The sequence below is a fragment of the Halomonas sp. ND22Bw genome, assembly GCF_003011945.1.
GTDB classification, from domain to species: domain Bacteria; phylum Pseudomonadota; class Gammaproteobacteria; order Pseudomonadales; family Halomonadaceae; genus Halomonas; species Halomonas halophila.
In genome coordinates this window covers 46,250-70,429 of record NZ_PXWD01000013.1, presented here as the reverse complement: position 1 = coordinate 70,429, position 24,180 = coordinate 46,250, and the positions used below count along the sequence as shown (strand labels likewise).

General features: G+C 68.8%; 20 protein-coding genes. 4 read left to right on the top strand and 16 right to left on the bottom strand.

The genetic code is table 11. The features are described 5' to 3' along the window. Positions 1-29: 29 nt before the first annotated feature. Positions 30-1,217, top strand: a complete 1,188-nt coding sequence (locus CVH10_RS14680; RefSeq protein WP_106489073.1) for an acetyl-CoA C-acyltransferase — start codon at positions 30-32, stop codon at positions 1,215-1,217. Between the two features lie 47 nt (positions 1,218-1,264). Here the strand turns inward: CVH10_RS14680 and fetB are convergent, their stop codons facing one another. Continuing rightward, positions 1,265-2,068, bottom strand: coding sequence for an iron export ABC transporter permease subunit FetB (gene fetB / locus CVH10_RS14675; protein ID WP_035595324.1), 804 nt, complete (start codon positions 2,066-2,068; stop codon positions 1,265-1,267). Continuing rightward, positions 2,065-2,685: an ATP-binding cassette domain-containing protein gene (locus tag CVH10_RS14670; RefSeq protein ID WP_369335813.1), complete on the bottom strand. Its 621-nt coding sequence runs from the start codon at positions 2,683-2,685 to the stop codon at positions 2,065-2,067. Before CVH10_RS14670 ends, fetB begins: the two co-directional genes overlap by 4 nt. A 154-nt stretch (positions 2,686-2,839) precedes the next feature. Here CVH10_RS14670 and arsB point away from each other — a divergent pair, with 154 nt between their 5' ends. Both arsB and CVH10_RS14660 read left to right on the top strand, forming a co-directional pair. Further along, complete coding sequence (gene arsB / locus CVH10_RS14665; RefSeq protein ID WP_035595320.1) at positions 2,840-3,910, top strand: ACR3 family arsenite efflux transporter; 1,071 nt, start codon at positions 2,840-2,842, stop codon at positions 3,908-3,910. Next, positions 3,907-5,079, top strand: coding sequence for an MFS transporter (locus tag CVH10_RS14660; RefSeq protein WP_106489072.1), 1,173 nt, complete (start codon positions 3,907-3,909; stop codon positions 5,077-5,079). Before arsB ends, CVH10_RS14660 begins: the two co-directional genes overlap by 4 nt. Before the next feature lie 25 nt (positions 5,080-5,104). Here the strand turns inward: CVH10_RS14660 and CVH10_RS14655 are convergent, their stop codons facing one another. From CVH10_RS14655 to CVH10_RS14615, 9 genes are all read right to left on the bottom strand, one after another. Continuing rightward, entirely contained in the window at positions 5,105-5,479 is a 375-nt protein-coding gene (locus tag CVH10_RS14655; protein WP_106489071.1) for a metalloregulator ArsR/SmtB family transcription factor, read from the bottom strand. Positions 5,480-5,503: 24 nt separating this feature from the next. Further along, the gene (gene arsJ / locus CVH10_RS14650; RefSeq protein ID WP_106489070.1) at positions 5,504-6,730 is read right to left on the bottom strand and encodes an organoarsenical effux MFS transporter ArsJ; all 1,227 of its coding nucleotides are present in this window, start codon (positions 6,728-6,730) and stop codon (positions 5,504-5,506) included. Then, positions 6,723-7,781 carry an ArsJ-associated glyceraldehyde-3-phosphate dehydrogenase gene (locus tag CVH10_RS14645; protein ID WP_035599600.1) on the bottom strand — a complete coding sequence of 353 codons (1,059 nt, stop codon included), beginning with the start codon at positions 7,779-7,781 and terminating at the stop codon, positions 6,723-6,725. Before CVH10_RS14645 ends, arsJ begins: the two co-directional genes overlap by 8 nt. Positions 7,782-7,820: 39 nt before the next feature. Beyond that, a complete protein-coding gene (locus CVH10_RS14640; protein WP_106489069.1) occupies positions 7,821-8,228 on the bottom strand; it encodes an arsenate reductase ArsC in 408 nt (135 codons plus the stop codon). Between the two features lie 129 nt (positions 8,229-8,357). Beyond that, positions 8,358-9,140, bottom strand: coding sequence for a phosphate ABC transporter ATP-binding protein PstB (gene pstB / locus CVH10_RS14635; RefSeq protein WP_035599618.1), 783 nt, complete (start codon positions 9,138-9,140; stop codon positions 8,358-8,360). A 93-nt stretch (positions 9,141-9,233) separates the two neighbouring features. Beyond that, a complete protein-coding gene (pstA, locus tag CVH10_RS14630; RefSeq protein WP_035599595.1) occupies positions 9,234-10,400 on the bottom strand; it encodes a phosphate ABC transporter permease PstA in 1,167 nt (388 codons plus the stop codon). An 18-nt stretch (positions 10,401-10,418) separates the two neighbouring features. After that, on the bottom strand, positions 10,419-11,675 hold the full coding sequence (gene pstC / locus CVH10_RS14625) for a phosphate ABC transporter permease subunit PstC (protein WP_035599593.1): 1,257 nt from the start codon (positions 11,673-11,675) through the stop codon (positions 10,419-10,421). A 114-nt stretch (positions 11,676-11,789) separates the two neighbouring features. Then, a complete protein-coding gene (locus CVH10_RS14620) occupies positions 11,790-12,803 on the bottom strand; it encodes a substrate-binding domain-containing protein (RefSeq protein WP_035599591.1) in 1,014 nt (337 codons plus the stop codon). A gap of 168 nt (positions 12,804-12,971) precedes the next feature. Continuing rightward, positions 12,972-14,156 carry a Bcr/CflA family multidrug efflux MFS transporter gene (locus tag CVH10_RS14615; RefSeq protein ID WP_035599588.1) on the bottom strand — a complete coding sequence of 395 codons (1,185 nt, stop codon included), beginning with the start codon at positions 14,154-14,156 and terminating at the stop codon, positions 12,972-12,974. Between the two features lie 130 nt (positions 14,157-14,286). Between CVH10_RS14615 and tal the strand changes: the two genes are divergently transcribed. Further along, positions 14,287-15,225: a transaldolase gene (tal, locus tag CVH10_RS14610; RefSeq protein WP_035599586.1), complete on the top strand. Its 939-nt coding sequence runs from the start codon at positions 14,287-14,289 to the stop codon at positions 15,223-15,225. Positions 15,226-15,363: 138 nt separating this feature from the next. Here tal and CVH10_RS14605 read toward each other — a convergent pair whose 3' ends face one another. The 5 genes from CVH10_RS14605 to CVH10_RS14585 all read right to left on the bottom strand — a co-directional run bounded on the left by CVH10_RS14605 (position 15,364) and on the right by CVH10_RS14585 (position 24,042). After that, a complete protein-coding gene (locus tag CVH10_RS14605) occupies positions 15,364-15,873 on the bottom strand; it encodes an STAS domain-containing protein (RefSeq protein WP_035599584.1) in 510 nt (169 codons plus the stop codon). Then, complete coding sequence (locus tag CVH10_RS14600) at positions 15,860-17,050, bottom strand: PP2C family protein-serine/threonine phosphatase (protein ID WP_106489068.1); 1,191 nt, start codon at positions 17,048-17,050, stop codon at positions 15,860-15,862. Before CVH10_RS14600 ends, CVH10_RS14605 begins: the two co-directional genes overlap by 14 nt. Before the next feature lie 9 nt (positions 17,051-17,059). Then, positions 17,060-17,833 (bottom strand): VacJ family lipoprotein, encoded by a 774-nt coding sequence (locus tag CVH10_RS14595; RefSeq protein ID WP_035599581.1) that lies wholly within the window; start codon positions 17,831-17,833, stop codon positions 17,060-17,062. A 119-nt stretch (positions 17,834-17,952) separates the two neighbouring features. Continuing rightward, on the bottom strand, positions 17,953-21,981 hold the full coding sequence (gene hrpA / locus CVH10_RS14590) for an ATP-dependent RNA helicase HrpA (RefSeq protein ID WP_106489067.1): 4,029 nt from the start codon (positions 21,979-21,981) through the stop codon (positions 17,953-17,955). 369 nt (positions 21,982-22,350) lie between these two features. Next, positions 22,351-24,042: an AMP-binding protein gene (locus CVH10_RS14585; protein WP_106489066.1), complete on the bottom strand. Its 1,692-nt coding sequence runs from the start codon at positions 24,040-24,042 to the stop codon at positions 22,351-22,353. Positions 24,043-24,180 lie beyond the last annotated feature (138 nt).

The following is a 24,180-nucleotide window of genomic DNA, read 5'->3' as shown; positions in this document are numbered from 1 at the left end:
TCATAACAATCCATATCGGGAGCCACGCCATGAGTGATTCACGCGAGATCGTCTTCCTTTCCGCCGCCCGCACGCCGATGGGCGGCCTGCTGGGCGGCCTCGCCCGGCTGAGCGCCCCGGAGCTCGCCGCCACCGCCATCAAGGCCGCCGTCGAGCGCGCCGGCATCGACGCCGCCGCCATCGACGAGGGCTTCATGGGCTGCGTGCTGCCCGCCGGCGTCAAACAGGGCCCGGCCCGCCAGGCCATGCGCCAGGCCGGCATCCCGGACGCGGTCGGCGCCACCACCATCAACAAGCTGTGCGGCTCGGGCATGAAGGCCACCATGCTGGCCCATGACCTGATCCGCGCCGGCTCCGGCGAGCTGATGCTGGCCGGCGGCATGGAGTCGATGTCCAACGCGCCCCACGTGCTGCCCAAGGCACGCTCGGGCTACCGGCTGGGCCACGGCGAGCTGAAGGATCACATGTTCCTCGACGGCCTGGAGGACGCCGAGACCGGCCAGCTGATGGGCGGCTTCGCCCAGCAGATCGCCGACGCCCGCGGCTATTCCCGCGAGCGCCTGGACGACTTCGCCATCGCCTCGCTGGAGCGCGCCATGGAAGCCACCCACGCCGGTCACCTGGCCGCGGAAATGGCGCCGGTCACGATCGCCAGCCGCCAAGGCGAGAGCCTGGTCGAGCACGACGAGCAGCCGTTCCAGGCCAGACTCGACAAGATTCGCTCGCTGCGCCCGGCCTTCGCCAGGGACGGCACCATCACCGCGGCCAACGCGAGCTCGATCTCCGACGGCGCCTCGGCGCTGATCCTGGCAAGCCAAGAGGCCGCGAGCCGCCTGGGCGCGCGCCCGATCGCCCGCATGCTGGGCCACAGCACCCATTCGCGCCATCCCAGCGAGTTCACCATCGCCCCGGTGGGCGCCATCGACACGCTGATGAAGCGGCTGGGCTGGGGCGTGGGCGACGTCGACCTGTTCGAGATCAACGAGGCCTTCGCCGTGGTCACCCTGATGGCCATGGACGACCTCGGCCTGCCCCACGAGAAGGTCAACGTGTTCGGCGGCGCCTGCGCCCAGGGCCACCCCATCGGCTCCACCGGCTCACGGATCATCGCCACCCTGATTCACGCCCTGCGCACCACCGGTGGCCGGCGCGGCATCGCCAGCCTGTGCATCGGCGGCGGTGAGGCCACTGCCGTCGCCGTGGAACTCGTCGACTGACGATCTCCGTCGACCGCCATATGCGCCCGCCTCCATGGCGGGCGTTTTCATTGGCGCGGGGCAGAAAGCCGCTCCAGCCGCAGCCGCTCGCGGCCGTCGAACAGTCGCCGGCTGGCCAGCGCCACCGCGGCCAGAGTGCCGAAGCCGGAGCCCAGGGTGATGGCAAACATGATCAGGATCTGATACTTGACCGCCAGGGCCGGCGCGGTGCCGGCCAGGATCTGGCCGGTCATCATGCCCGGCAGGCTGACCACGCCAGCGGCGGCCATGGCGTTGATCACCGGCATCAGGCCGCTGCGCATGGCCTCGCGACGCAGGTCGCCGATCGCCTCGTGCCAGGGCTGGCCGAGCATCAGCCGGTTCTCGATCACCGCGCGCTGCCGCCAGGCGCCGTCGGTCAGCCGGTCCAGCGCCAGGGCCACGCCGGTCATGGTGTTGCCGAGCATCATGCCCAGCAGCGGGATGGCGTACTGGGGGCGATACCAGGGCTCGGGACCGATGATCACCGTCAGGCTGAGCACGGCGACGCTGAACGACGACAGGAACATCGCCAGGGTGCCGATGCCGAAGCCCCAGCCGCCGGTCAGCCGGCGCGTCTGGCGCGCCACCACCTCGCGCCCGGCGATCAGCAGCATGCCGAGCGCCATCAGCGCCACCCAGTGGAAGCGCGCCGAGGCGAACAGCGCCTCCAGCACCAGGCCGACCAGGGTCAGCTGGATGGCGGTGCGGGCCGCGGCGATCAGCAGGCTGCGTCCCACGCCCAGCCGGGCGGCCATGGTGCAGCCGGCCAGCGCCACCACCAGCAGCGCCGCCAGCGCCAGCTGCCACCAGGCGAGCTCGATCACGCTCATGTCGCGTCTCCCGCCTCGGTCAGACGCCCCGCCTCGAGCCTGAGATGCCGATCGGCGACCCGGGCAATCTGGGCGGTGTCATGGGCCACCCAGATCGTCGGCCAGCCGGCCTCGCGCAGGCGCGACAGCAGCCAGCGCTCGACCCGCTGCGCGGTCTCGGCGTCCAGGTTGGCGGTGGGCTCGTCCAGCAGCAGCGCCGAAGGTAGCGGCGCCAGGGCCCGCAGCAGCGCCAAGCGCTGCCGCTCGCCGGAGGACAGCCGGGCGACCGGCCAGTCGAGGGTGGCGGCGTCGAAGCCCAGTGCCGCGAGCCCCTCCTCTGCGACGCCCGACAAGAAGTGCTCGCCCACGCGCTCGTCCCACCACTGGCTCTCCGCCGGCACCAGCCGCACCCGGCGCCGCCACGCGTGGCCCGGCACGGCCGTGCGGGCGAGATCGCCCAGCCGGACCTCGCCGCCCTCAAGGGGGTCGAGATCGGCCACCGCTCTCAGCAACCGGCTCTTGCCGCAGCCGCTGGGCCCGGAGAGACACACGACCTCGCCTGGCTCCACGCTCAGTGTAACGCCCTCGAGGTCGCCGACGGCGAGGCCCTCGAGGCGCAATGCTTCCCTGGCAGGCAATATCGTTCTCCCTCGATGGATGATCCGAGTGGGCCCGATCATAGCAGCGGGCCGCGCCCTTTCACCGCGCATGAAGCAGCGCATTCATCATATATGGATTTTCATATATATTGGCGAGCAACCCCATCCTTCCGGTTCGCGACAAGGAGCCCCCATGACCGCACAGCCCGATACGTCCTCCAAGGATGCCGCCACCGGCATGGGGCGCTTCGAACGCTTCCTCTCAGTGTGGGTGGCGCTGGCCATCGTCGCCGGGGTGCTGCTCGGCCAGCTCGCCCCGGCGGTGCCCGAGACCCTGGCCCGCTTCGAGGTGGCACAGGTGTCGATCCCGGTGGCGGTGCTGATCTGGGCGATGATCTTCCCGATGATGGCGCAGATCGACTTCTCCGCCGTGCTCGGCGTGCGCCGTCAGCCCAAGGGGCTGGTCATCACCACCACGGTGAACTGGCTGATCAAGCCCTTCACCATGTTCGCCATCGCCTGGCTGTTTTTGATGGTGATCTTCCGGCCGTGGATTCCCGAGGCGCTGGCCCAGCAGTACCTGGCCGGCGCCATCCTGCTGGGGGCCGCGCCCTGCACTGCCATGGTCTTCGTCTGGAGCACCCTGACCCGGGGCGACGCCGCCTACACCCTGGTGCAGGTGTCGCTGAACGACCTGATCATGCTGTTCGCCTTCGCCCCGATCGTGGTGCTGCTGCTCGGCGTCTCCGACATCGCGGTGCCCTGGGACACCGTGGCGCTGTCGGTGGTGCTCTATATCGTGATCCCGCTGGCCGCCGGCGTCCTGACCCGGCGCACCCTGATCGCGCGCCGCGGCGCCGCCTGGTACGACGACGTCTTCCTCAAGCGCATCGCGCCGGTGACGCCGATCGGCCTCATCGTCACCCTGGTGCTGCTGTTCGCCTTCCAGGGCGAGGTCATCCTCACCGCGCCGCTGCATATCGCGTTGATCGCCGTGCCGCTGATCGTGCAGACCTTCCTGATCTTCTTCCTGGCCTACGGCTGGGCCAAGGTCTGGAAGGTGCCGCACTGCGTGGCCGCGCCCGGGGCCATGATCGGCGCCAGCAACTTCTTCGAGCTGGCGGTGGCCGCCGCCATCGCGCTGTTCGGGCTGCAGTCCGGCGCCGCGCTGGCCACGGTGGTGGGCGTGCTGGTCGAGGTGCCGGTGATGCTGGCCCTGGTGCGCATCGCCAACGCCACCCGCGAGCGTTTCCCCGCCTCATGAGTCGCCATCCGCTGGTCGTCATTGTCCTCGCCCAGCTGTTCGGCACCTCGCTGTGGTTCAGCGTCAACGGCGTGGGGCTGTCGCTGGCCGCCGATCTCGGCCTCACCGACGTCGACCTGGGCCGGCTGACGCTGGCCGTGCAGGCCGGCTTCATCCTCGGCGCCCTGGGCCTCGCCGCCAGCGGGTTAACCGACCGCTTCCGCGCCAGCCACCTGTTCGCCGCGGCGAGCCTGGCCGGGGCGCTGGTCAACGCCGGCTTCGTGCTGGCCGCGCCCGAGCCGGCGCTCGCCCTGCTGCTGCGCTTCGCTACAGGCCTCTGCCTGGCCGGCATCTATCCGCTGGGCATGAAGCTGGTGATCGGCTGGACGCCGAAGCACACCGGCGCGGCGCTGGCCTGGCTGGTGGGCATGCTGACGCTGGGTACCGCCCTGCCCCATCTGCTGCGCGGCGCCACCCTGGGCCTGCCCTGGCAGTGGCCGCTGCTCGGCGCCTCGGGGCTGGCGCTGGCCGGCGGCGCCCTGGTGCTGGCCCTGGGCGACGGCCCGCACCTGCCGCCGCCCGGCGGCCGGGCGCGGATGCGCGAGGGGCTCGCCGCGCTGCGCGACGCCCGCTTCCGGGCCGTGGCCGGCGGCTACTTCGGCCACTGCTGGGAGCTCTACGCGGTATGGACCCTGACGCCGTTCCTGGTCGGCCGCGAGATCGCACGGCTCACGGCGTCGCCGGCGCTGATTCCGTGGCTCGCCTTCGGCGTGATCGCGCTGGGTGCGGTGGGCTGCGTGCTGGGCGGCCGGCTGAGCCGACGCCTGGGCAGCCTGCCGGTCGCCCGCGGCGCACTCGTCGCCTCGGGGCTGATCTGCCTCGTCTATCCCCTGCTGGCGGAGGCCTCGCCGTGGCTGCTGCTCACGCTGCTGGGCGTCTGGGGACTGACCGTGATCGCCGACTCGCCGCAATTCTCGGCCCTGGCCGCCGCCAACGCGCCCAGGGCGCATGTGGGCTCGACCCTGGCGGTGATGAACGCCATCGGCTTCAGCCTGACGCTGCCCGGCATCTGGCTGACCACCGCACTGTGGGCCTCACAGGGGCCCTGGGCAGTGTGGTGGCTGCTGCCGGGCCCGGCGCTGGGGCTCTGGGCCCTGCGCCGGAGCTCGCCGCGCGACAAGCCTGCTTGAACGACACTTCCCTGACGGACGGCGTCTAGCAGCACGCCTGGCGCCGCTCGGGCCCCTCGCCCAGTGCCTCGAGCCGCGCCGCCAGGGTATCGAGGCGCTGGGCCTCACCCTCGGCGGCCGCGGCCAGGATCGCGGTGATCCACTCGGGCAGCTCGGAGGCAATGGCGTAGTGGATCCACTGACCCTCGCGACGGCCGACCAGCAGCCCCACGCGACGCAGCTGTGCCAGGTGCCGCGAGATCTTGGGCTGGGAGAGTTGCAGCACGCCGGTCAGTTCGCAGACGCAGAGCTCGCCCTGGCGGCGGATCAGCAGCATCAGCATCAGACGGGTGTCGTCGGCCAGGCTCTTGAAGACCTGCACGGGGGCGAAGGTGGTCACGGTGTCGTCTCCTCGGGGCATGGCAGCATGATACCTCGTCAGCCGTCAGGCTTCGCGCGGCAGCGCCAGCGCCAGCAGCGCGCTGGCGGCCACCAGTGCCGCCGAGACCCACAGGCAGGCAGCCAGCCCCTGGACCTGATAGAGCCAGCCCGAGAGCAGCGTGCCGGCGAGCCGGCCCATGGCGTTGGCCATGTAGTAGACGCCCACGTCCATGGAGACGCCGTCGGCCCGGGCGAAGCGCACGATCAGATAGCTGTGCCAGCTGGAGTTGACCGCGAACAGCACGCCGAAGGCCAGCAGGCCCGCCACCAGCCAGCCCACCTGGGCCAGCGGCAGCATCGCCAGCAGCGCCGGCAGCCCGGCCAGCAGCAGCGCCAGCATCACGGTCACGCCCCGCGGGCTCGCCCCGAGCCGTGCGGTCAGCCGCGGCGCCTGGGTCTGCACCCCGCCATAGCCGATCACCCAGATCGCCAGCAGCCCACCCACCGTCCAGTGGCTCCAGCCGTGCTGGTCATAGAGGAACACCGGCAGCGCCACCACGAACCACACGTCCCGAGCGGCGAACAGGCACAGCCGGGCCGCCGACAGCACGTTGACCGCCCGCGACGACGAGAACACCTCGTTGAACTTCGGCTTGCGCTTGCCGCGCCCGAGGTCGGCCTTCAGGCGCCACAGCGAGAGCACCAGCACGCCCCCCAGCATGGCCGCCATCAGGCCGACCGCGCCGCGGAAGCCGATCAGCGTCAGCAGCAGCCCGCCGAGGAAGAAGCCGGCCCCCTTGAGGGCGTTCTTGGAGCCGGTCAGGATCGCCACCCAGCGGTAGAGGGCGCCCTGGGCACCGGCGTCTTCCTTCGGCACCAGCACCTTGACCGCGCTCTTGGCGCTCATCTTGTTGAGGTCCTTGGCGATCCCCGACAGCGCCTGGGCGGCCATCACCCAGGGCACGGTCAGCGCCGCGGCGGGCACCATCAGCATGGCCAGTGCCACGATCTGAAGACCGAGCCCGACGTTCATGGTGCGGTTCAGGCCCAGGCGCGCCCCCAGCCAGCCGCCGACCAGATTGGTGACCACGCCGAAGGCCTCGTAGAACAGGAACAGCAGCGCCACTTCCAGCGGCGAGTAGCCCAGCCGGTGGAAATGCAGCACCACCAGCATGCGCAGGGCGCCATCGGTCAGGGTGAAGGCCCAGTAGTTGCCGGTGATCAGCAGGTACTGGCGCACCTCGAAGGGCAACGCCTTCAGACGGCCGGCGACGCTTCCGACCTCAGGCATCGGCCAGCGGCTCCCTGCCGACCGGCGCAGGTCCCACCTTGAGGGCCAGCTCGACGGTGCGGTTGGCATAGCCCCACTCGTTGTCGTACCAGGCGTAGAGCTTCAGCTGGGTGCCGTTGACCACCATGGTGGAGGGCGCGTCGACGATGGCGCTGCGCGGGTCGGTGCGATAGTCGATGGAGACCAGCGGGCGCTCCTCATAGCCGAGGATGCCGGCCAGCGGTCCCTCCGCCGCGGCCTTGAGCGCCGCATTGACCGCCTCCACCGTGGTCTCGCGCTCGAGTTCGAAGACCATGTCGGTCAACGAGGCGTTGGCCAGCGGCACGCGCACGGCGTGGCCGTTCAGCCTGCCCTCGAGCGCGGGGAAGATGGCGGTGATGGCCTTGGCCGAGCCGGTGGTAGTGGGGATCAGGCTCATGCCGCAGGCCCGCGAGCGGCGCAGGTCCGGCTTTTGTGGAGAGCTAGGCGCATCCAGAATCGTCTGGGTGTTGGTGATGTCGTGCACCGTGGTCATCGAGCCGTGGCGGATGCCGAAGGTCTCGAGGATCACCTTGACCACCGGGGCCAGGCAGTTGGTGGTGCAGCTCGCGGCGGTGACGATGCGATGGCGGGCGGGGTCGAAGGCGTCGTCGTTGACGCCCATCACCACGTTGAGTACGCCCTCCTCCTTGACCGGCGCACTGACCACCACCCGGCCGACGCCCTGGTCCAGGTAGGCCTGGAGCCTGTCGGTGGTCTTCATGTGGCCGGAACACTCCAGGGCCACGTCGCAGCCGGACCAGTCGGCGGCGGCGATGGTGTCATGGCCGCTGAAGGCAATGCGCCGACCGTCGATGATCAGGGCGTCGGCCTCGGCCTGGATGCCCTGCCCCGGCGACCAGTGACCGTGCACCGAGTCGAATTCCAGCAGGTGGGCGAAGGTGGCGGCATCGCCGCCGGGGTCGTTGAGACGTTCGATCGCGACCTCGCCGGCCTCGACGCGCGGCCAGAGGCTGCGCAGCGCGAGGCGGCCGATGCGGCCGAAGCCGTTGATGCCGATGGACAGGGTCATGAAAACCTCCCGGGGATGACGGTGAACGACGGCCGCGACTCAGTGCTGGGCATCGAGCCACAGCTGTAGCCGATGACGAATCTCCTGGAGCACCTGTTCATAGGCCTGCTCGCGCTCGATCAGCCGCGGGTCACGGATGTCCCAGTCGAGGCGCTCATCGACCTCGCCGGTCCAGTCGCGACAGGCCTGACGCGCCTTGTCGCAGAGCACGATGACGGTATCGAAACGCTCGCCGGCGAACGCCTCCAGCGACTTGCTGGCCAGCCCCTGGGTATCGATGCCCTGCTTGTGCAGCGCCGCCAGGGCCATGTCATGGGGACGATCCGGCTCGCTGCCGGCACTGAACGCCTCGAACCGGTCCCCCGCCAGGTGGCGCAGCAGGGCTTCGCCCATCAGCGATCGAGCGGAGTTGGCGTTGCACAGGAAGAGGATGCGCCGTCTGGTCATGTCGTGGGCTCCCGAATATATATGGATTTCCATATATAGTCGAGTCACATGACACCCTCGTGACAACGACGATAACGCAGACGGGGAGGCCAGAGGCCTCCCCGTCGGATGATCACGCGAGCGCGTCGCTTAGCCGTAGCGCCCGGTGATGTAGTCCTCGGCCTTCTTGGTGGCCGGGTTGGAGAACATGGTCTGGGTATCGTTGTACTCGATCAGCTCGCCCAGGTGGAAGAAGGCCGTGTAGTCGGCGACGCGCGCGGCCTGCTGCATGTTGTGGGTCACGGTGATGATGGTGAACTGCTGCTTCAGCTTGTCCATCAGGTCCTCGATGGTCGCCGTGGAGATCGGGTCCAGGGCCGAGGTCGGCTCGTCCATCAGGATGACCTCGGGCTGCACGGCGATCGCCCGGGCGATGCACAGGCGCTGCTGCTGGCCACCGGACAGCGAGGTACCGGGCTCCTGCAGCTTGTCCTTGACCTCTTCCCACAGGCCGGCGTCGCGCAGCGCCCGCTCCACCAGCTCGTCGACGTCGGCCTTGCGGCTCACCAGGTCGTGCATGCGCGGCGCATAGGCGATGTTGTCGTAGATCGACTTGGGGAAGGGGTTAGGCTTCTGGAACACCATCCCGACGCGGCGGCGCAGGGCCACCTCGTCCATCTTGGCCTCGTTGACGTCGCGGCCGTCCATCGAGATCAGGCCCTCGATCCGCACGCTGGGGATCAGGTCGTTCATGCGATTGAGGCAGCGCAGGAAGGTCGACTTGCCGCAGCCCGACGGACCGATCAGCGCCGTGACGTTCTTCTGGAAGACGTCGACGTTGATGTTCTTGAGCGCCTGGGTCTCGCCGTACCAGAGGTTGAGGTCGCGCACCCGCACGCTCAGCTCGTGATTGGCGTTCTCGTTGCGTACCACCGGCTCGCCGGCACTGTGTCCGCTCATGGGGCCCATCTTCCGCTCGGAAATTTGAATGTTCATCTTGGCATATCCTGTGTCTGGCCGCGGGATTTACCAGCGACGTTCGAATTTCTTGCGCAGCACCACCGCGGTGGCGTTGAGCGTGATCAGTACGGCCAGCAGCACCAGGATGCCCCCGGAGGTCTTCTCGATGAAGGCACGATCCGGCTCACCCGCCCAGGTGAAGATCTGCGCCGGCAGCACCGTGGCCGCCTCGGTAAAGGACGAGGTGACGTCGGGAATGAAGGCCACCATCCCGACGATGATCAGCGGCGCGGTCTCGCCCATGGCCTGGGCCAGGCCGATGATCGAGCCCGTCATGATGCCCGGCAGGGCCAGCGGCAGCACGTGGTCGCGTACTACCTGCCAGCGCGAGCAGCCCACCCCGAAGGCGGCGTGGCGGATGGAATCCGGCACGCTGCGCAGCGCGGTGCGGGTGGCGATGATGATCACCGGCAGGGTCATCAGCGCCAGCGTCAGGCCACCGACCACCGGCGAGGACCGCGGCACGCCGAAGAAGTTGATGAAGATCGCCAGACCCAGCAGACCGAACAGGATCGAGGGGATCGCCGCCAGGTTGTTGATGTTGATCTCGATCAGCTGGGTGACACGGTTGTCCGGGGCGAACTCCTCGAGATACACCGCGGTCATCACGCCGATCGGGAAGGACACCGCCAGCGTCACCAGCAGGGTCAGCACCGTGCCCATGGCGGCCGAGGCGATGCCGGCGAGCTCCGGCATCTTGGAGTCACCGTTGGAGAAGAAAGTGGTGTTGAAGCGCAGCTCGGCGCGCCCCTCGGCCTGCAGCCGGTCCACCACCTCCTGCTCGCTGGCGCTCAGCCGGCTGTGATGGCCCTTGAGGTACTGGTCCACCTGGCCGTCGGCCAGCACCCACTCCATGCGGGTGGTGCCGAGCAGCTCGGGATTGTCGTTCATGCGACCGGGGATCAGACGCAGGTAACCGCGGCTGACCAGCGGGCGCACATCCTCCTGGACGGCGGCCAGCGGCAGCTGGGAGGCCCGCTCGCTGTAGTCGACCTCGACCTGGACCTGCGCCTGCTGAAAGGCCGGCAGCCCCTTGATCATCATGTCGGTGAAGAACAGCACCAGGAACAGCCCGGCCAGGCCCAGGGCACCCATGGAGATCCACTTCAGGCGCGCGGACTTGCGGTGACGACGCCGGAGCTGGGCGCTGATCTCGTCGAAGGATTGGCTCATCGGATAGGCTCCAAGGCGTTAGAGGTTGTTGATCCGGTACTTCTCGCGGAACCGGCGAATCATGATCACCGAGACCAGATTCAGCGACAGGGTCACCACGAACAGCACCAGGCCCAGGGCGAAGGCCGACAGCGTCTCGGCGCTGGCGAACTCCTGGTCACCGGTCAGGGCGGCGACGATGCGGACCGTCACCGTGGTCATGTCCTCGAACGGATTGGCCGTGAGGTTGGGACGCATGCCGGCGGCCATGACCACGATCATGGTCTCGCCCAGCGCCCGGGATACCGCCAGCAGCGAGGCGGAGATGATGCCCGGCAGTGCCGCCGGCACCACCACGTCGCGAATGGTCTCGCCCTTGGTCATGCCCAGCGCCAGCGAGCCCTGGCGCATGCTGTCCGGCACCGAGTTGATGACGTCGTCGGACAGCGAGGAGATGAAGGGGATGATCATGATGCCCATCACCACCCCGGGCGCCAGGGCGTTGTTGAAGGAGGCATCGATACCGAAGAAGCCGGCCACGCTGACGATGAGCGGCGCCACGGTGATGGCGGCGAAGAAGCCGTAGACCACGGTGGGGATGCCGGCCAGGACCTCGAGCACCGGCTTGGCCAGGGTACGCACGCGCTGGGGGGCGAACTCGGCCATGTAGATCGCCGACAGCAGGCCCACCGGGATCGCCACCAGCATGGCGATGGCGGTGATCATGAAGGTGCCGGCAAACAGCGGGATGGAACCGAACTGGGCGGCGCTGGCCCCCTCTTCGGCGCGGCCGGCGGCCTCGAGGAAGCTCGCACCCGGGTTCCAGGTAGTACCGGTGATGAAGTCCCAGAAACTCTGCATCTGGAAGAAGCGGATGGCCTCTCCCACGATGGAAATCAGGATCCCGAAGGTGGTGAAGATCGAGATCAGGGCGGCGCCGGCCAGGAAGAAGCGAATGACGCTCTCGATGGCCTTACGCGCGTGAAAGTCCGGACGCACCATGGCGATGCCCATGGCCAGACCGGCACAGCCGACGACCAGGCTGGCAGCCAGCAGGTAGAGCGTGGGAATCTCGGCGCCCAGCAGCAGCATGGCGAAGGCCCCCACCACGCCCACGGCGATGGCCGGGCCGGCGGTGGACAGCACGCTGAACCAGGCGTACTGGTCGGGCTGGGCATGCATGGACGTGCCGGCGGCGCGCACCCTGGCGGCCTTGGCTCGTCCCAGGAAGAAGGCTATCAGACCCAGCACCAGCAGGGTGCCGCAGAACAGAGCGAGGATTTGATTGGTCTGCATAGTTGTCTCTCGGCGGAATGGATCCGCGGGGCCGGCAAGGCCGGCGACCCGTCGGAACGTGCGCCGGCCGGCAGCCCCTGGCTGCCGGCCGGTACAGGGCTGAGATCCGGCCTCTTACTTGAGGTCGGCCAGCTCGAGCGCCTCGTGGTTCTCGACGGCGCTGCGAGCCTCGGCGCGCAGGTCTTCCGGCGCCGGGATCAGGCCGATGCCCTTGAGGTAGCCCAGGTCACCGATCATCTGCTCGCTCATGAACATGTTGGCGTACTCGTTCATGGCCGGGACCTCGTCGGCGTGCTGGTTCTTCACGTAGAAGAACAGCGAGCGGGACACCGGGTACTCGCCGCTGCCGATGGCGTCCGGGGTCGGCGCCACGCCGTCGATGTGGGAGCCCATCACGCTGTCGGCGTTTTCCTCGAGGAAGGAGTAGCCGAAGATGCCGAAGGCGGCGGTGTTCTCGGTCAGGCGCTGGACGATCAGGTTGTCGTTCTCGCCGGCATCGATGTAGGCGCCGTCGGCGCGGATGTCGGTGTAACCCTCACCACCGTAGGCCTCCATCTCCTCGGAGACGGCTTCCATCACCAGTTCCTCGAAGGCATCGCGGGTACCGGAGGTGGTGGGCGGACCGTAGACGGCGATGTCGCGCTCCGGCAGCGAGGCGTCGATGTCGCTCCACTGGGTGTAGGGATTGTCGACCAGCTCGCCATCGACCGGCACCTGAGCGGCCAGGGCCAGGAACAGCTGTTCGCGGCTGACGTTCATCTCGTCGTTCTGAGCGGACTGGGCGAAGGCGATGCCGTCATAGCCGACGAAGGCCTCGGTGATGTCGGTCACACCGTTCTCGGCGCAGCGCTCGAACTCGGAGGGCTTCATGCGACGCGAGGCGTTGGTGATGTCCGGGGTGCCTTCGCCGACACCGTTACAGAACAGGCGCAGACCGCCGCCGGAACCAGTGGACTCGATGACCGGCGTCGGGTAGTCGGTGGTGGCACCGAACTCCTCGGCCACGTAGCTGGCGAACGGGTAGACGGTGCTGGAACCAACGATGCGCACCTGATCGCGGGCCTGGGCGACACCGACGACGCCCATGACGGCGGCAGCGATGGCGGTGGTCTTGAGGATGCGGTTCATGGAGAGAGCTCCTGTTCGGGGAAGTGATCATCCTTTCGCGACACACAAGATGCCCCACGAAAATGACAGCTTCATGACAAGCGAGCTCGGATGCCGACATCGGCGTCGGCGGAGGGTGACACCGGCCCCGCAGACGGGGCCGGTCGTCGGAGCGGGCAGGAACGGGACTCAGTGGAGGGCGGCGCGACCGGCCAGCGCGCGCAGGGCCAGGTTGCCGATCAGCGACACCGTGAGCATGGTCAGCACCATGGGCCAGGCGCTGTCGACCTCGAAGGCGCTGACCACCACCCCGGCCAGGGCGCCGCAGGTGAACTGGATGCAGCCCAGCAGCGCCGTGGCGGTAGCGCTCATATGACTGAAGTGCTCGAGCATCGAGGCCATGGCATTGGGCGTGATCAGCCCGACCATGCCCATGAACAGCATGATCAGCGGCACCACCGTGGCCAGCGAATCCAGCCCGGTGGCCACCAGCATCACCAGGGACAGCGCCACGCACAACTGTACGCCGAGCCCCAGGCGCATGTTCTGCTGGGGCGTGCGATGACGCAGCAGGCGGATGTTGATGCGGTTGGAAAAGGCCATGACCACCACGTTGGCGCCGAACACCACCGGATAGATCGCCGGCGAGACCCCATAGTGAGTCATGTAGAGGAACGGCGAGGCGGTGATGAAGGCGAACATGCCCGAGAAGGTCGAAGCCACCGACAGCACGTAGCCCATGGCCTCACGGTGGCGCAGCACGCTCCCGTAGTTGCGCAGCACCTGACCGGCCGAGGCGATCGGCGCATCGACCGGGCGGGTCTCCGGCAGCCGGGTGCCCATCAGCCACAGCAGAAAGGCCGCGTAGGCCGCCAGGAAGGCGAAGATCAGCCACCAGTCGGCCAGGTAGAACAGGCCGCTGCCCACCGCCGGCGCCACCAGCGGCGCCAGCATCAGGATCATGGCCATGGTCGACATTACCTTGGCCGCCTCGCGCCCGCTGAAGCAGTCGCGCACGATGGCCGCGGAATTGACCACGCAGGCGCCGCCGCCCAGGGCCTGGACGAAGCGCCAGGTCAGCAGCTCGCCGAGGCTCTCGACCCGCATGATCATCAGGCTGGCCAGCAGGAAGATCACCAGGCCGACCAGCAGCACCGGGCGGCGCCCCAGGCGATCGGACAGCGGCCCGCCGAACAGCTGGCCGAAGGCAAAGCCGAACAGGAACAGGCTGATCGACAGCTCGGTGTGATGGACGCTCGCCCCCACAGCCTCGGCCAGTGCCGGCATCGCCGGCAGATAGGCGTCGATGGCGAAGGGCGCCAGGGCGGTATTGGTGGCCACCAGCAGGGCCACGCGTCGAGCACTGAGGGTCAAGCGACCTCCTAGAAGCATGCCAAAAGGACGCTAATGATAACGCACCTCACTGGCCGATGCTGGACGCGCCTGTTTTCCCTTTCCCGCGCTTGTTAGAGTGAAGGTTCGACACACGGAGGACTCAGGACCCATGGCAGACGACCTGCTGACGCAACTCAAAGGCATGACCACGGTGGTCGCCGACACCGGCGACATCGAGGCGATCCGCCGCTTCCAGCCCACCGATGCGACCACCAACCCCTCGCTGATCCTTCAGGCCGCCCAGCAGGAAGGCCGCCGCGCCCGGTTGGCCGAGATCGCCCGCCAGGCCACCGATATCGACGATGCCCTCGACGCCGTGGCGGTCGACATCGGCAGCGAGATCAGCGCCCTGGTGCCCGGCTACGTGTCCACCGAAGTCAGCGCGCGACTCTCCTTCGACACCCAGGCCTCGCTGGACCGGGCCCGCTCGCTGATCGACCGTTACCAGCGTCACGGTGTCGACCCGTCGCGGATCCTGATCAAGCTCGCCGCCACCTGGGAGGGCATCAATGCCGCCCAGATACTGGAGCGAGAAGGCATCCACACCAACCTGACGCTGATGTTCAACTTCGACCAGGCCCGCGCCTGTGCCGATGCCGGCGTGACCCTGATCTCCCCTTTCGTCGGCCGCATCCTCGACTGGCACAAGGCCCAGCAGCCGGACGCCGACTTCAGCGGCGACCGCGACCCGGGCGTGCAGTCGGTCAAGCGCATCTACGAACACTTCAAGGGCCACGGCTACGAGACCATCGTGATGGGCGCCAGCTTCCGCAACAGCGGCGAGATCACCGCGCTGGCCGGCTGCGACCGCCTGACCATCTCGCCGGCCCTGCTCGAAGAGCTGGAACAGAGCCAGGGCACGCTGACGCGCCGCCTCACCCCGCTGGACGCCGAGACCCGCACCCCGGAACCCCAGAACGAGGCCGACTTCCGCTGGGCGCTGAACGAGGACGCCATGGCCACCGAGAAGCTGGCCGAGGGCATCCGCAAGTTCATGGCCGACCAGCGCAAGCTGGAGACGCTGCTGGGCGAGCTGCGCCAGGGCTGATCGCCGGCCGGCGTCGTGCCGGCAGCCCTCGCAACGCGAAGGGGGAGGCGCCGTTCGGCGCCTCCCCCTTCTTCATTCCGGCCTTCCTTCATTCCGGCCAGGCGCGGCGTTTCTGGCCCCATACCATGCCCGCTTGGCTCAGGCGCCCGGCGTCTCGTCCTTGTGATCCTCGAGCATCTCCACCAGCGGCTGGAACTGCTCGCGGTTGTGCTCGTTCATGTGCATCAGGATGCGATGCGCCTCGAGGATGCGCTGACGCATGCCCTCCTCGTCGGCCGGCACCTCGGGCAGGTCGCGCAGCTCATGGGGCTCGGTGATCGGCGACTCCACCAGGGTGAAGTAGTGAGCGAATCCCATGACGTCGAGCATGCGCCGCACGTCCGGGTTGTCGACGACGATGGTCGGCGGCTGCTTCAGGCGCCCCTGCAGCGCCATGGCCACCTTGGCCAGGAACCCCAGGGCCGTGGAGTCGACGTTGGTGGCCTCGCGCAGGTCCACCATCACCGCCTCCAGCCCCGGCGTCTCGGCCAGCTGCTGCGCCTGGGTGTCGAGCGTGGCGCAGAGCGTCAGGCGGACGTCACCGCACAGCTTGAGCACGAACACGCCGGAGTCGAACGCCGCCTTGAGGCGGCCTTCATGCATCATCATTGCCAAATCCGCTCAACATCATGATCGTCAGGTCGTCGGGAAGCTCGTCCCGGCCGGAGGCATCGTCTTCACCGTCAGCCTCGGCGATGTCGTCGCCCAGGGCAAGCCCCCGACGAAGGTCCAGGATCGTCTCGCTGCCTTCGGCCCGTGCCCTCAGCACCTCGAGTCGCGCCTCCAGGGTCTCCCCGGGCAGGCATTCCAGGATGCCGTCGGAACATAGCCAGAGCCGGAAGTCCGCCGGCAGCGCGCAACCCAGCCGAGGATACTCGACGTCCGGGAACAGCCCGACGGGCATGCCCTCGCCCTCCAGATAGTGCGCCCGGCCCTCGGTCATCAGCATCGGCATCGGCAGCTGCGCGCCGAGCGAATAGTGAAGATAGCCCCGCTCCCGGTCAATGACGCCGACGAACAGGGTCGCGTGCTTGCCAATGCCGGTATCGAGCAGCTCGCGGTTCAGCCCCGCCAGCCAGCGCGGCGCCAGCTCCTCGGGGTGCCGGCCGTCCCACTCCTGCTGCCAGCGGTGCGACAGCGACTTGAGCAGCACCGTGACGAAGGCCGACGAGGCGCCGTGTCCCGAGACATCGGCGAAGTAGAACAGGGTGTAGCGATCGTCGAAGCGCTGGAAGTCGAGGAAGTCGCCCGACAGGTAGAGCGACGGCACCAGCCAGTAGTCGCAGCGGACCCCGCCGATGCTCTGCGGGCGCGGCGGCAGCAGCTTGCGCTGGATCTGGCCACCGGCCTGCTGGTCGAGGCGCAGCATCGCCAGGTGGGTTTCCAGGCGCTCGTTGAGCTCGGACAGCCGCTCACGGTCGCGCTCGCGCTCCCGGGCGAGGCGGTGGAGATCGATGACCCGACGGATCATGCGACGCAGCAGGTGGCCGTGGCGGCGCGGTTCGATCACGTAGTCGACCAGCCCCGCATCCACGGCATGAATCAGATCGCTGTCCTGGCGGTCATCGCTGACCACCAGCGTCGGCAGACGCTCGGCCAGCGCCTGCCAGGCCTCGCTGGGCACCGCCCGGGCATGAGCCACCGCCAGCACCGTCTCGTCCGGCAGCTGCTCCAGGCATTCCACGGCGATGACCGCCAGCCCCTCCTTGGCGATGACCTCGGCCAGGGCATCACGCTCGGCTCCGGGGGCATCGATCAGGCAGACCAGCTCATTGGCGTCAGGCATCCTGTGGCCTCACTCGGCGAAGGCATCATCGAAGTCGGCATCGTCGAAATCGAAGTCGTCGCTGGCGAAGGGGTCCTCCCCCATCTCGCCGTCGTTGACCTCGAAGCGCCGACGCTGCAGCCAGCTGTCGCGGATGAAGCTGTAGCGATCGCCGCGAATCAGCTCTTCCTGGTCGAGCAGCCCCGCCCGGGTATCGATCACGTCCAGGCCCCGCAGCCCGTAGCGCACCTTGTCCTCTTCGACATAGGTGACCGGGTCGGTGTACATGTCCACCGGCAGCCCCGCGGTGTCACGCACCGTGCTCGGCCCCAGCAGCGGCAGCACCAGGTAGGGCCCTTCGCCCACGCCCCACACCGCCAGGGTCTGGCCGAAGTCTTCCTCGCGTCCGACCAGGTCCATGCGGGAGGCCACGTCGAAGAAGCCGAGCACGCCCACCGTGGAGTTGACCAGGAAGCGACCGGTGGAGATGCCGGCGTTGGCGGGCTTGGCCTGCAGCAGGCTGTTGACCGTGTTACCGATCTCCCCGAGGTTCGAGAAGAAGTTGCCGACGCCGGTCTGCACCGGGTCCGGCGTCACGAAGCGGTAGCCCTGGGCCACCGGCTTGAGGGCGTAACGATCGAGCGTCTCGTTGAAGGCGAACACCCCCCGGTTGAAGCCCTCCCAGGGGTCGTCCGGATGGGCATCGTCGACGCCCGAGGTGGTCGCGCAGCCCGTCAGCAGCGACAGGGCGCACAGCGCCGCCAGGCCTTGGCCGGCCCGACGGCTCGGGAAGGTCGGAATCATGGCTCGAACGGTCTCCCTACGCGTCATTCTGGTGTCCATTGTCGATCGGTATCGCGTGGCCGCGACGCTGCCGGCACTGTAGCCCGCGGCGACGCAACACTCCAGCCCGGACGGCCCGTTCAGGCACGTCCGGTCAGCTCCTTCCAGCGCTTCTCGAGGCGCTTCTCCGAGACCGGCAGCGCCGTACCCAGCTGCTGGGCGAACAGCGACACGCGCAGCTCCTCGATCCACCAGCCGAACTCGACCAGCGCCGGGTCCTCGATCCCGCCGCGACGCTCGCTCTCGCGCCGCGCCGCCAGCCGCGCCTCGAAGTCCTGCACCGCCTGCATGTGCATCTGGTCGCGCATGCGCTCTCGGGGCGCCTTCTCCAGACGGATCTGAGCGGCCTCCATGTAGCGCGGATATTCCGCCAGCCAGTCGCCGGCCTCGGTGACGAAGCCGGGATGCACCAGGCGCTGCATCTGGGCCTTGAGGTCACTGTATACCAGCGCCAGCGAAAGGTTCAGGTTGCCCTTCAACGCCTTGGTCACCGCCAGATGACCCTCCAGCGCCTGCTTGAGGATGCCGAGCCGTTCCTCGGCACGGGGCACCAGGGCGTCGCGGGTCTCGGCCAGGCGCGCCTCCAGCTCGTCGCGGGAGCGCGGCAGCGGATCGACCGCCACCACCTGCTGGAAGACCGCGCTGACCAGGTCCTCGGCCAGCTGACGCTTGCTGCCCACCTTGGCGAACAGCAGCGCGCAGGGCTGCAGGCCGGGCAGGCGCTCGATGGCACGCACCTGGTCGGGAAGCCGCGCCATGGCAGCGCGCACCACGCCGCGGCGATGGGCCTCGCGAGCCTTGTCGGGGTGGTCGAACAGCTCGACCCGCAGACTGTCGTCCTCCGGCACCACCGCCGGATAGGCCTCGACGCGGATGCCGGCCTGGGTAGTGACCCGGGACTCCGGCAGCGGCGCCTCGGGCAGCGTCTCCAGGGCGTCCGCCTCGCTGGCTTCGCTGGCCAGTGCCCGGGCGCCCTCCCCGGCGGCGGCCTCGAAGCGCTGCTCAAGGGCGCGGATGTCGCGCCCCTGGCCGAGCTCACGCCCCTCGTGGTCGACCACCCGCAGGTTCATCACCAGATGCGGCTCGAGCTGGTCGACCCGCCAGTCGTCGGGCGTGAGCCGCACCCCGGTCTTGACCCGCAGGAACTCGCCCAGCGCCTCGGTGAGGGGCACGTCGTCCGGCGTCATGGCCTGCAGGGCGGCGTCCACCCAGTCGGGGATCGGCACCACCTGGCGGCGGATCGACTTGGGCAGCGACTTGAGCAGCGCGATGCACTTCTCGCGCAAAAGCCCCGGCACCAGCCACTCCAGGCGGCCCTCCGGCAGCTGCGGCAGCATCGCCGCCGGCACCGTCAGGGTCACGCCATCATCGGCGGCGCCGGGGGCGAAATGGTAGCTCAGCGGATAGCGCACGCCGTTCAGCGCCAGCTCATCCGGGTAGTCGGCCTGGGTGACCTCCTCGGCCTCCCGGGCGAGCAGCGCGGCGCGGTCGAACTTGAGCACGTTCGGGTCGTCGCGCTCGGCCTGCTTGCGCCAGGCCTCGAAGCCCTTGCCGTTGACGATGTCCTCGGGAATGCGCGCGTCGTAGAAGTCGAACAGCGCCTCCTCGTCGACCAGGATGTCGCGCTTGCGGGCGCGATCCTCGAGGTCCTCGACCTCCTCGACCAGCGCGCGGTTGTGGGCGAAGAACTCGCCGCGGGTCTTGAACTCGCCCTCCACCAGCGCACGGCGGATGAACAGCTCGCGGGACTCCGCCGGCGCGATCGGGCCGTAGTGCACCCGGCGGCGGCTGACGATCGCCAGGCCGAACAGCGTGACCTGCTCGAAGGCCACCACCTGGGCGCGCTTCATCTCCCAGTGCGGCTCGCTGTAGCTGCGCTTGACCAGGTGGCCGGCCAGCGGCTCGATCCAGGCCGGGTCGATCTTGGCCACGGTGCGGGCGAACAGCTTCGAGGTCTCGACCAGCTCGAAGGCCATCACCCACTTGGGCGTCTTCTTGGCCAGCCCCGAGCCGGGATGGATCATGAACTTGCGGTTGCGCGCGCCCTGGTACTCGCGGTTCTCCAGCAGCTGGCCGAGGTGCGAGAGCAGCCCCGGCAGCAGCGCCTTGTGCAGCCGCACGGCGCTCTCGCGGCGGGCCTTCTTGGCCGCCTCGCCGTCGTCGTCCTCGGCCGGCAGCGGGGCCGGCAGCGGGGCCGGCGCGGGCACGTCGATGTCCATGTCGCGCAGCAGCTGGCGCAGCTGACGAAAGGTGTCGTGCCACTCGCGCAGCCGCAGGTAGTTGAGGTAGTTGTCCTTGCACCAGCGGCGCAGGCGGTTGCCGGAGAGCTCCTCGCGGGCGGCCTCGAAGCCGTGCCACAGGTTCAACAGGCCGACGAAATCGGAGTCCGGATCCTGCCAGCGGCGATGGGCCTGGTCGGCGGCCTGGCGCTTCTCGGCCGGGCGATCCCGCGGGTCCTGGATGGCCAGCGCCGAGACCACCACCAGCACCTCGCGCAGGCCGCCCTGCTCGGCGCCGGCCAGCAGCATGCGGGCCAGGCGCGGGTCGATGGGCAGCCGCGCCAGCTTGCGGCCGAGCGGCGTGATGCGCTGGCCTTCGTCCACCGCACCGAGCTCGAACAGCAGCCGGAAGCCGTCGGTGACGAAGCGCGAGTCGGGCGGGTCGACGAAGGGGAAGGCCTCGATGTCGCCGAGCTTGAGCGACAGCATCGACAGGATCACCGAGGCCAGGTTGGTGCGCCGGATCTCGGGATCGGTGAATTCGGGGCGACCGAGGTAGTCCTCCTCGTCGTAGAGGCGGATGCACAGGCCCTCGGCCACGCGGCCGCAGCGGCCCTTGCGCTGGTCGGCGCTGGCCTGACTGACCGCCTCCACCGGCAGGCGCTGGATCTTGGCCCGGTAGCTGTAGCGGCTGATGCGCACCAGGCCCGGGTCGATCACGTAGCGGATGCCCGGCACGGTGAGCGAGGTCTCGGCGACGTTGGTCGAGAGCACGATACGCCGCCCGCGGTGCGGGGCGAAGACCCGATTCTGCTCGGCGTTGGAGAGCCGGGCATAGAGCGGCAGGATCTCGGTGTCGCGCAGCTCGGCACGGCGCAGGGTGTCGGCGGCCTCGCGGATCTCGCGCTCGCCGGGCAGGAACACCAGGATGTCGCGGGGCCCGTGCAACCAGCCCTTCTCGCGCTCGGCGGCCTGGATCTCCTCCACCGCGTGCAGGATGCCCTCCTGCAGGGTGCGGTCCTCCTCGTCCTCGGCCTCGCGGGTCAGCGGCCGGTAGCGCACTTCCACCGGATAGGTGCGACCGGAGACCTCGACCACCGGCGCCGGACGCCGGGTGCCGTCCTCGCCCGCCAGGGCGAAGTGCTCGGCGAAGCGCTCCACGTCGATGGTCGCCGAGGTGATGATCACCTTGAGGTCCGGGCGACGGTCGAGCAGGCGCTTGAGGTAGCCGAGCAGGAAGTCGATGTTGAGGCTGCGTTCGTGGGCCTCGTCGATGATGATCGCTTCGTAGCGCGTCAGGTCGGGATCGTGCCGGGTCTCGGCCAGCAGGATGCCGTCGGTCATCAGCTTGACCTGGGTGGCATCGTCGGTGTGGTCGGTGAAGCGCACCTGGTAGCCGACCTGCTCGCCCAGCGGCACTTCCATCTCCTCGGCCAGGCGCGTGGCCACCGAGCGGGCCGCCAGCCGGCGCGGCTGGGTGTGGCCAATCAGCCCGCGCCGACCGAGGCCGAGCTCCAGGCACAGCTTGGGCAGCTGGGTGGTCTTGCCGGAACCGGTCTCGCCGGCCACCACCACGACCTGGTGGTCGCGCAGCGCCTCGAGGATGTCCTCGCGGCGCTCGGCGACCGGCAGCTCCTCGGGATAGGACAGCGTCACCGGGCGCGAGGCCCGGGCCTCGACCCGGGCGCGGGAGCGCTCGATCTCGCGGCGCAGCTCGGCGAGCCCGCGGTCCACCGGCTTGCCCTGGCGGCAGCGCCGGGTCAGGCCGTCGAGGCGCTTGCCCAGGCGGGGCGCGTCGCGCAGCTGCACGCCGTCGAGCTCGCCCCTGAGGGCCTCCAGGGCGGCAACATCGGATTCGGGCGCGTCGGGGGCTGGGGTCAGGGTACTCACGATGGACTCGAAGGCTCCGGTGATCGAACGGGCGGGACGACAGAACGGCTCGCATCGGTCGGGCGATGCGAGCCGGCCATTGTAACGCCGCGAACCAGTCGGGGGCTAATCGACCCTCCGTGCCCGCTCGTACCAGTATCGGAGCACTCCCGCCGGCGACAGGCCTGCGAGGGGCGCTGTGAACCCATCCCTGGGCGCTACTTTGGCCATCCATGGCCAAAAACCCCCTCTTCGACCTGTCCCCGGCTCGCGATCAGTGCTGACTCAAGACGCCTCGCCCTCTTCCTTCGCTTCACCTTGTGCCTCGTCGCGAAACTGTCGGCGCAGGACTTTGCTGAACATGATCGCGTCTCGGGCAGCCGAGCTGCCCTAGGACGCCTCGCCCGCTTCCTTCGCTTCGCCTTGCGCCTCGTCGCGAAGCTGACGGCGCAACACTTTCCCCACATTCGTCTTGGGCAGCTCGTCGCGGAACTCCACGTGGCGCGGCACCTTGTACCCGGTCAGCTCCTTCTTGCACCAGGCGCGCAGGGTCGCGGCGTCCAGGTCGGGGTCGCTGGCCACCACGAACAGCTTGATGGTCTCGCCGCTGTCCTCGTCGGGCACGCCCACGGCGGCCGACTCCACCACCCCGGGATGGCTCGCCACCACGTCCTCGATCTCGTTGGGGTACACGTTGAAGCCGGAGACCAGGATCATGTCCTTCTTGCGATCGACGATGCGGATGTAGCCGTCCTCGTCGAAGACCGCCACGTCGCCGGTGCGAAACCAGCCCTCGGCATCGAGAGAGGCGGCGGTATCCTCCTCGCGGTTCCAGTAGCCCTTCATCACCTGGGGCCCCCTGACGCACAGTTCCCCGGTCTCGCCCAAGGGCAGATCATTGCCGTCCAGATCGACGACCTTGACCTCTGTGTCGCCCATCGGCTTGCCGATGGTGCCGAGCCGGATGTCGTCGATGGGATTGAAGCTGACGATCGGCGAGGTCTCGGTGAGGCCGTAGCCCTCGGCGACGGGGCAGCCGGTCACCTCCTCCCAGCGCTGAGCCACGGCGCTGGTCAGCGCCATGCCGCCGGAGATGGTCAGATGCAGGGCGGAGAAGTCGAGGCGGCGGAAGTCCTCGCGCTGGCACAGGGCATTGAACAGGGTGTTGAGCCCCACGAAGCCGGTGAAGCGAACCGACCTCAACGTCTTGACGAAACCCTCCAGGTCACGGGGGTTGGGGATCAGCACCGAGTGGTTGCCGGTCTCCATCATGAACAGGCAGTTCACCGTGAAGGTGTAGATGTGATAGACCGGCAGCGGCGCGACGATGGTCTCGGCGCCCTCGGCGAGGCCCGGGCCGATCGCCTGGCGCGCCTGGAGCATGTTGGCCACCAGGTTGCCGTGGGTCAGCATCGTGCCCTTGGCCCGGCCGGTGGTGCCGCCGGTATACTGCAGAGCCGCCATGTCGTCGCGGCCGCGGCCAACCTCGCGATGCTCGAGGCGCGCACCGCGCGCGAGCGCATCGCGAAGGCGCGTCGCCCCGGGCAGCCGATAGGCCGGCACCATCTTCTTGAGATACTTCACCGCGGCGTTGATCAGCGGCCGCTTGGGGAAGGGGTGCAGGTCGGCGATCTCGGTGACCACCACCCGCTCGATCCGGGTCTGGTCGAGGACGTTCTCCAGCTTGGCCGCCATGTTGGCCAGGATGACGATGGCCCGAGCGCCCGAATCCTTGAACTGATGGGCCATCTCCCGCTCGGTATAGAGCGGATTGGTGTTGACCACCACCAGGCCGGCACGCAGGGCACCGAACACCGCCACCGGGAACTGCAGCAGGTTGGGCAGCTGAATGGCGATGCGATCCCCTGGCTCGAGCCCGGCCTCGTGCTGCAGCCAGGCGGCGAAGTCAGCGGACAGGCGATCGAGTTCACGGTAATCCAGGGTCCGCCCCATGCAGGTGAAGGCGGGCTTGTCGGCGAAGCGCTCGATGGCGGCGTGGAAGACCTCCATCACCGAGTCATAGTCGTCGCGCCCCTCGAGATCGGGGCCGCGCAGGACGGCAGGCGTGGCGTGCTCGCTCATGGCATTCTCCAGGCTGTGGTCGACCCTGCGGGGATCGCGCCTTGTTGTTATTGCTGCATTGTCATGGTGTTGCGGCTGTCCCTCCACCCTATCCCAGTCACGCCTCATCTGGGAATACACGATTAAAACTTACGTTTG

Coding starts and splice junctions, on each gene's coding strand:
- CVH10_RS14680 (WP_106489073.1), top strand. CDS start 30: ATGAGTGATTCACGCGAGATCGTCTTCCTTTCCGCCGCCCGCACGCCG.
- fetB (WP_035595324.1), bottom strand. CDS start 2,068: ATGAGCGTGATCGAGCTCGCCTGGTGGCAGCTGGCGCTGGCGGCGCTG.
- arsB (WP_035595320.1), top strand. CDS start 2,840: ATGACCGCACAGCCCGATACGTCCTCCAAGGATGCCGCCACCGGCATG.
- CVH10_RS14660 (WP_106489072.1), top strand. CDS start 3,907: ATGAGTCGCCATCCGCTGGTCGTCATTGTCCTCGCCCAGCTGTTCGGC.
- CVH10_RS14655 (WP_106489071.1), bottom strand. CDS start 5,479: ATGCCCCGAGGAGACGACACCGTGACCACCTTCGCCCCCGTGCAGGTC.
- arsJ (WP_106489070.1), bottom strand. CDS start 6,730: ATGCCTGAGGTCGGAAGCGTCGCCGGCCGTCTGAAGGCGTTGCCCTTC.
- CVH10_RS14645 (WP_035599600.1), bottom strand. CDS start 7,781: ATGACCCTGTCCATCGGCATCAACGGCTTCGGCCGCATCGGCCGCCTC.
- CVH10_RS14640 (WP_106489069.1), bottom strand. CDS start 8,228: ATGACCAGACGGCGCATCCTCTTCCTGTGCAACGCCAACTCCGCTCGA.
- pstA (WP_035599595.1), bottom strand. CDS start 10,400: ATGAGCCAATCCTTCGACGAGATCAGCGCCCAGCTCCGGCGTCGTCAC.
- pstC (WP_035599593.1), bottom strand. CDS start 11,675: ATGCAGACCAATCAAATCCTCGCTCTGTTCTGCGGCACCCTGCTGGTG.
- CVH10_RS14620 (WP_035599591.1), bottom strand. CDS start 12,803: ATGAACCGCATCCTCAAGACCACCGCCATCGCTGCCGCCGTCATGGGC.
- tal (WP_035599586.1), top strand. CDS start 14,287: ATGGCAGACGACCTGCTGACGCAACTCAAAGGCATGACCACGGTGGTC.
- CVH10_RS14605 (WP_035599584.1), bottom strand. CDS start 15,873: ATGATGATGCATGAAGGCCGCCTCAAGGCGGCGTTCGACTCCGGCGTG.
- CVH10_RS14600 (WP_106489068.1), bottom strand. CDS start 17,050: ATGCCTGACGCCAATGAGCTGGTCTGCCTGATCGATGCCCCCGGAGCC.
- CVH10_RS14595 (WP_035599581.1), bottom strand. CDS start 17,833: ATGATTCCGACCTTCCCGAGCCGTCGGGCCGGCCAAGGCCTGGCGGCG.
- CVH10_RS14585 (WP_106489066.1), bottom strand. CDS start 24,042: ATGAGCGAGCACGCCACGCCTGCCGTCCTGCGCGGCCCCGATCTCGAG.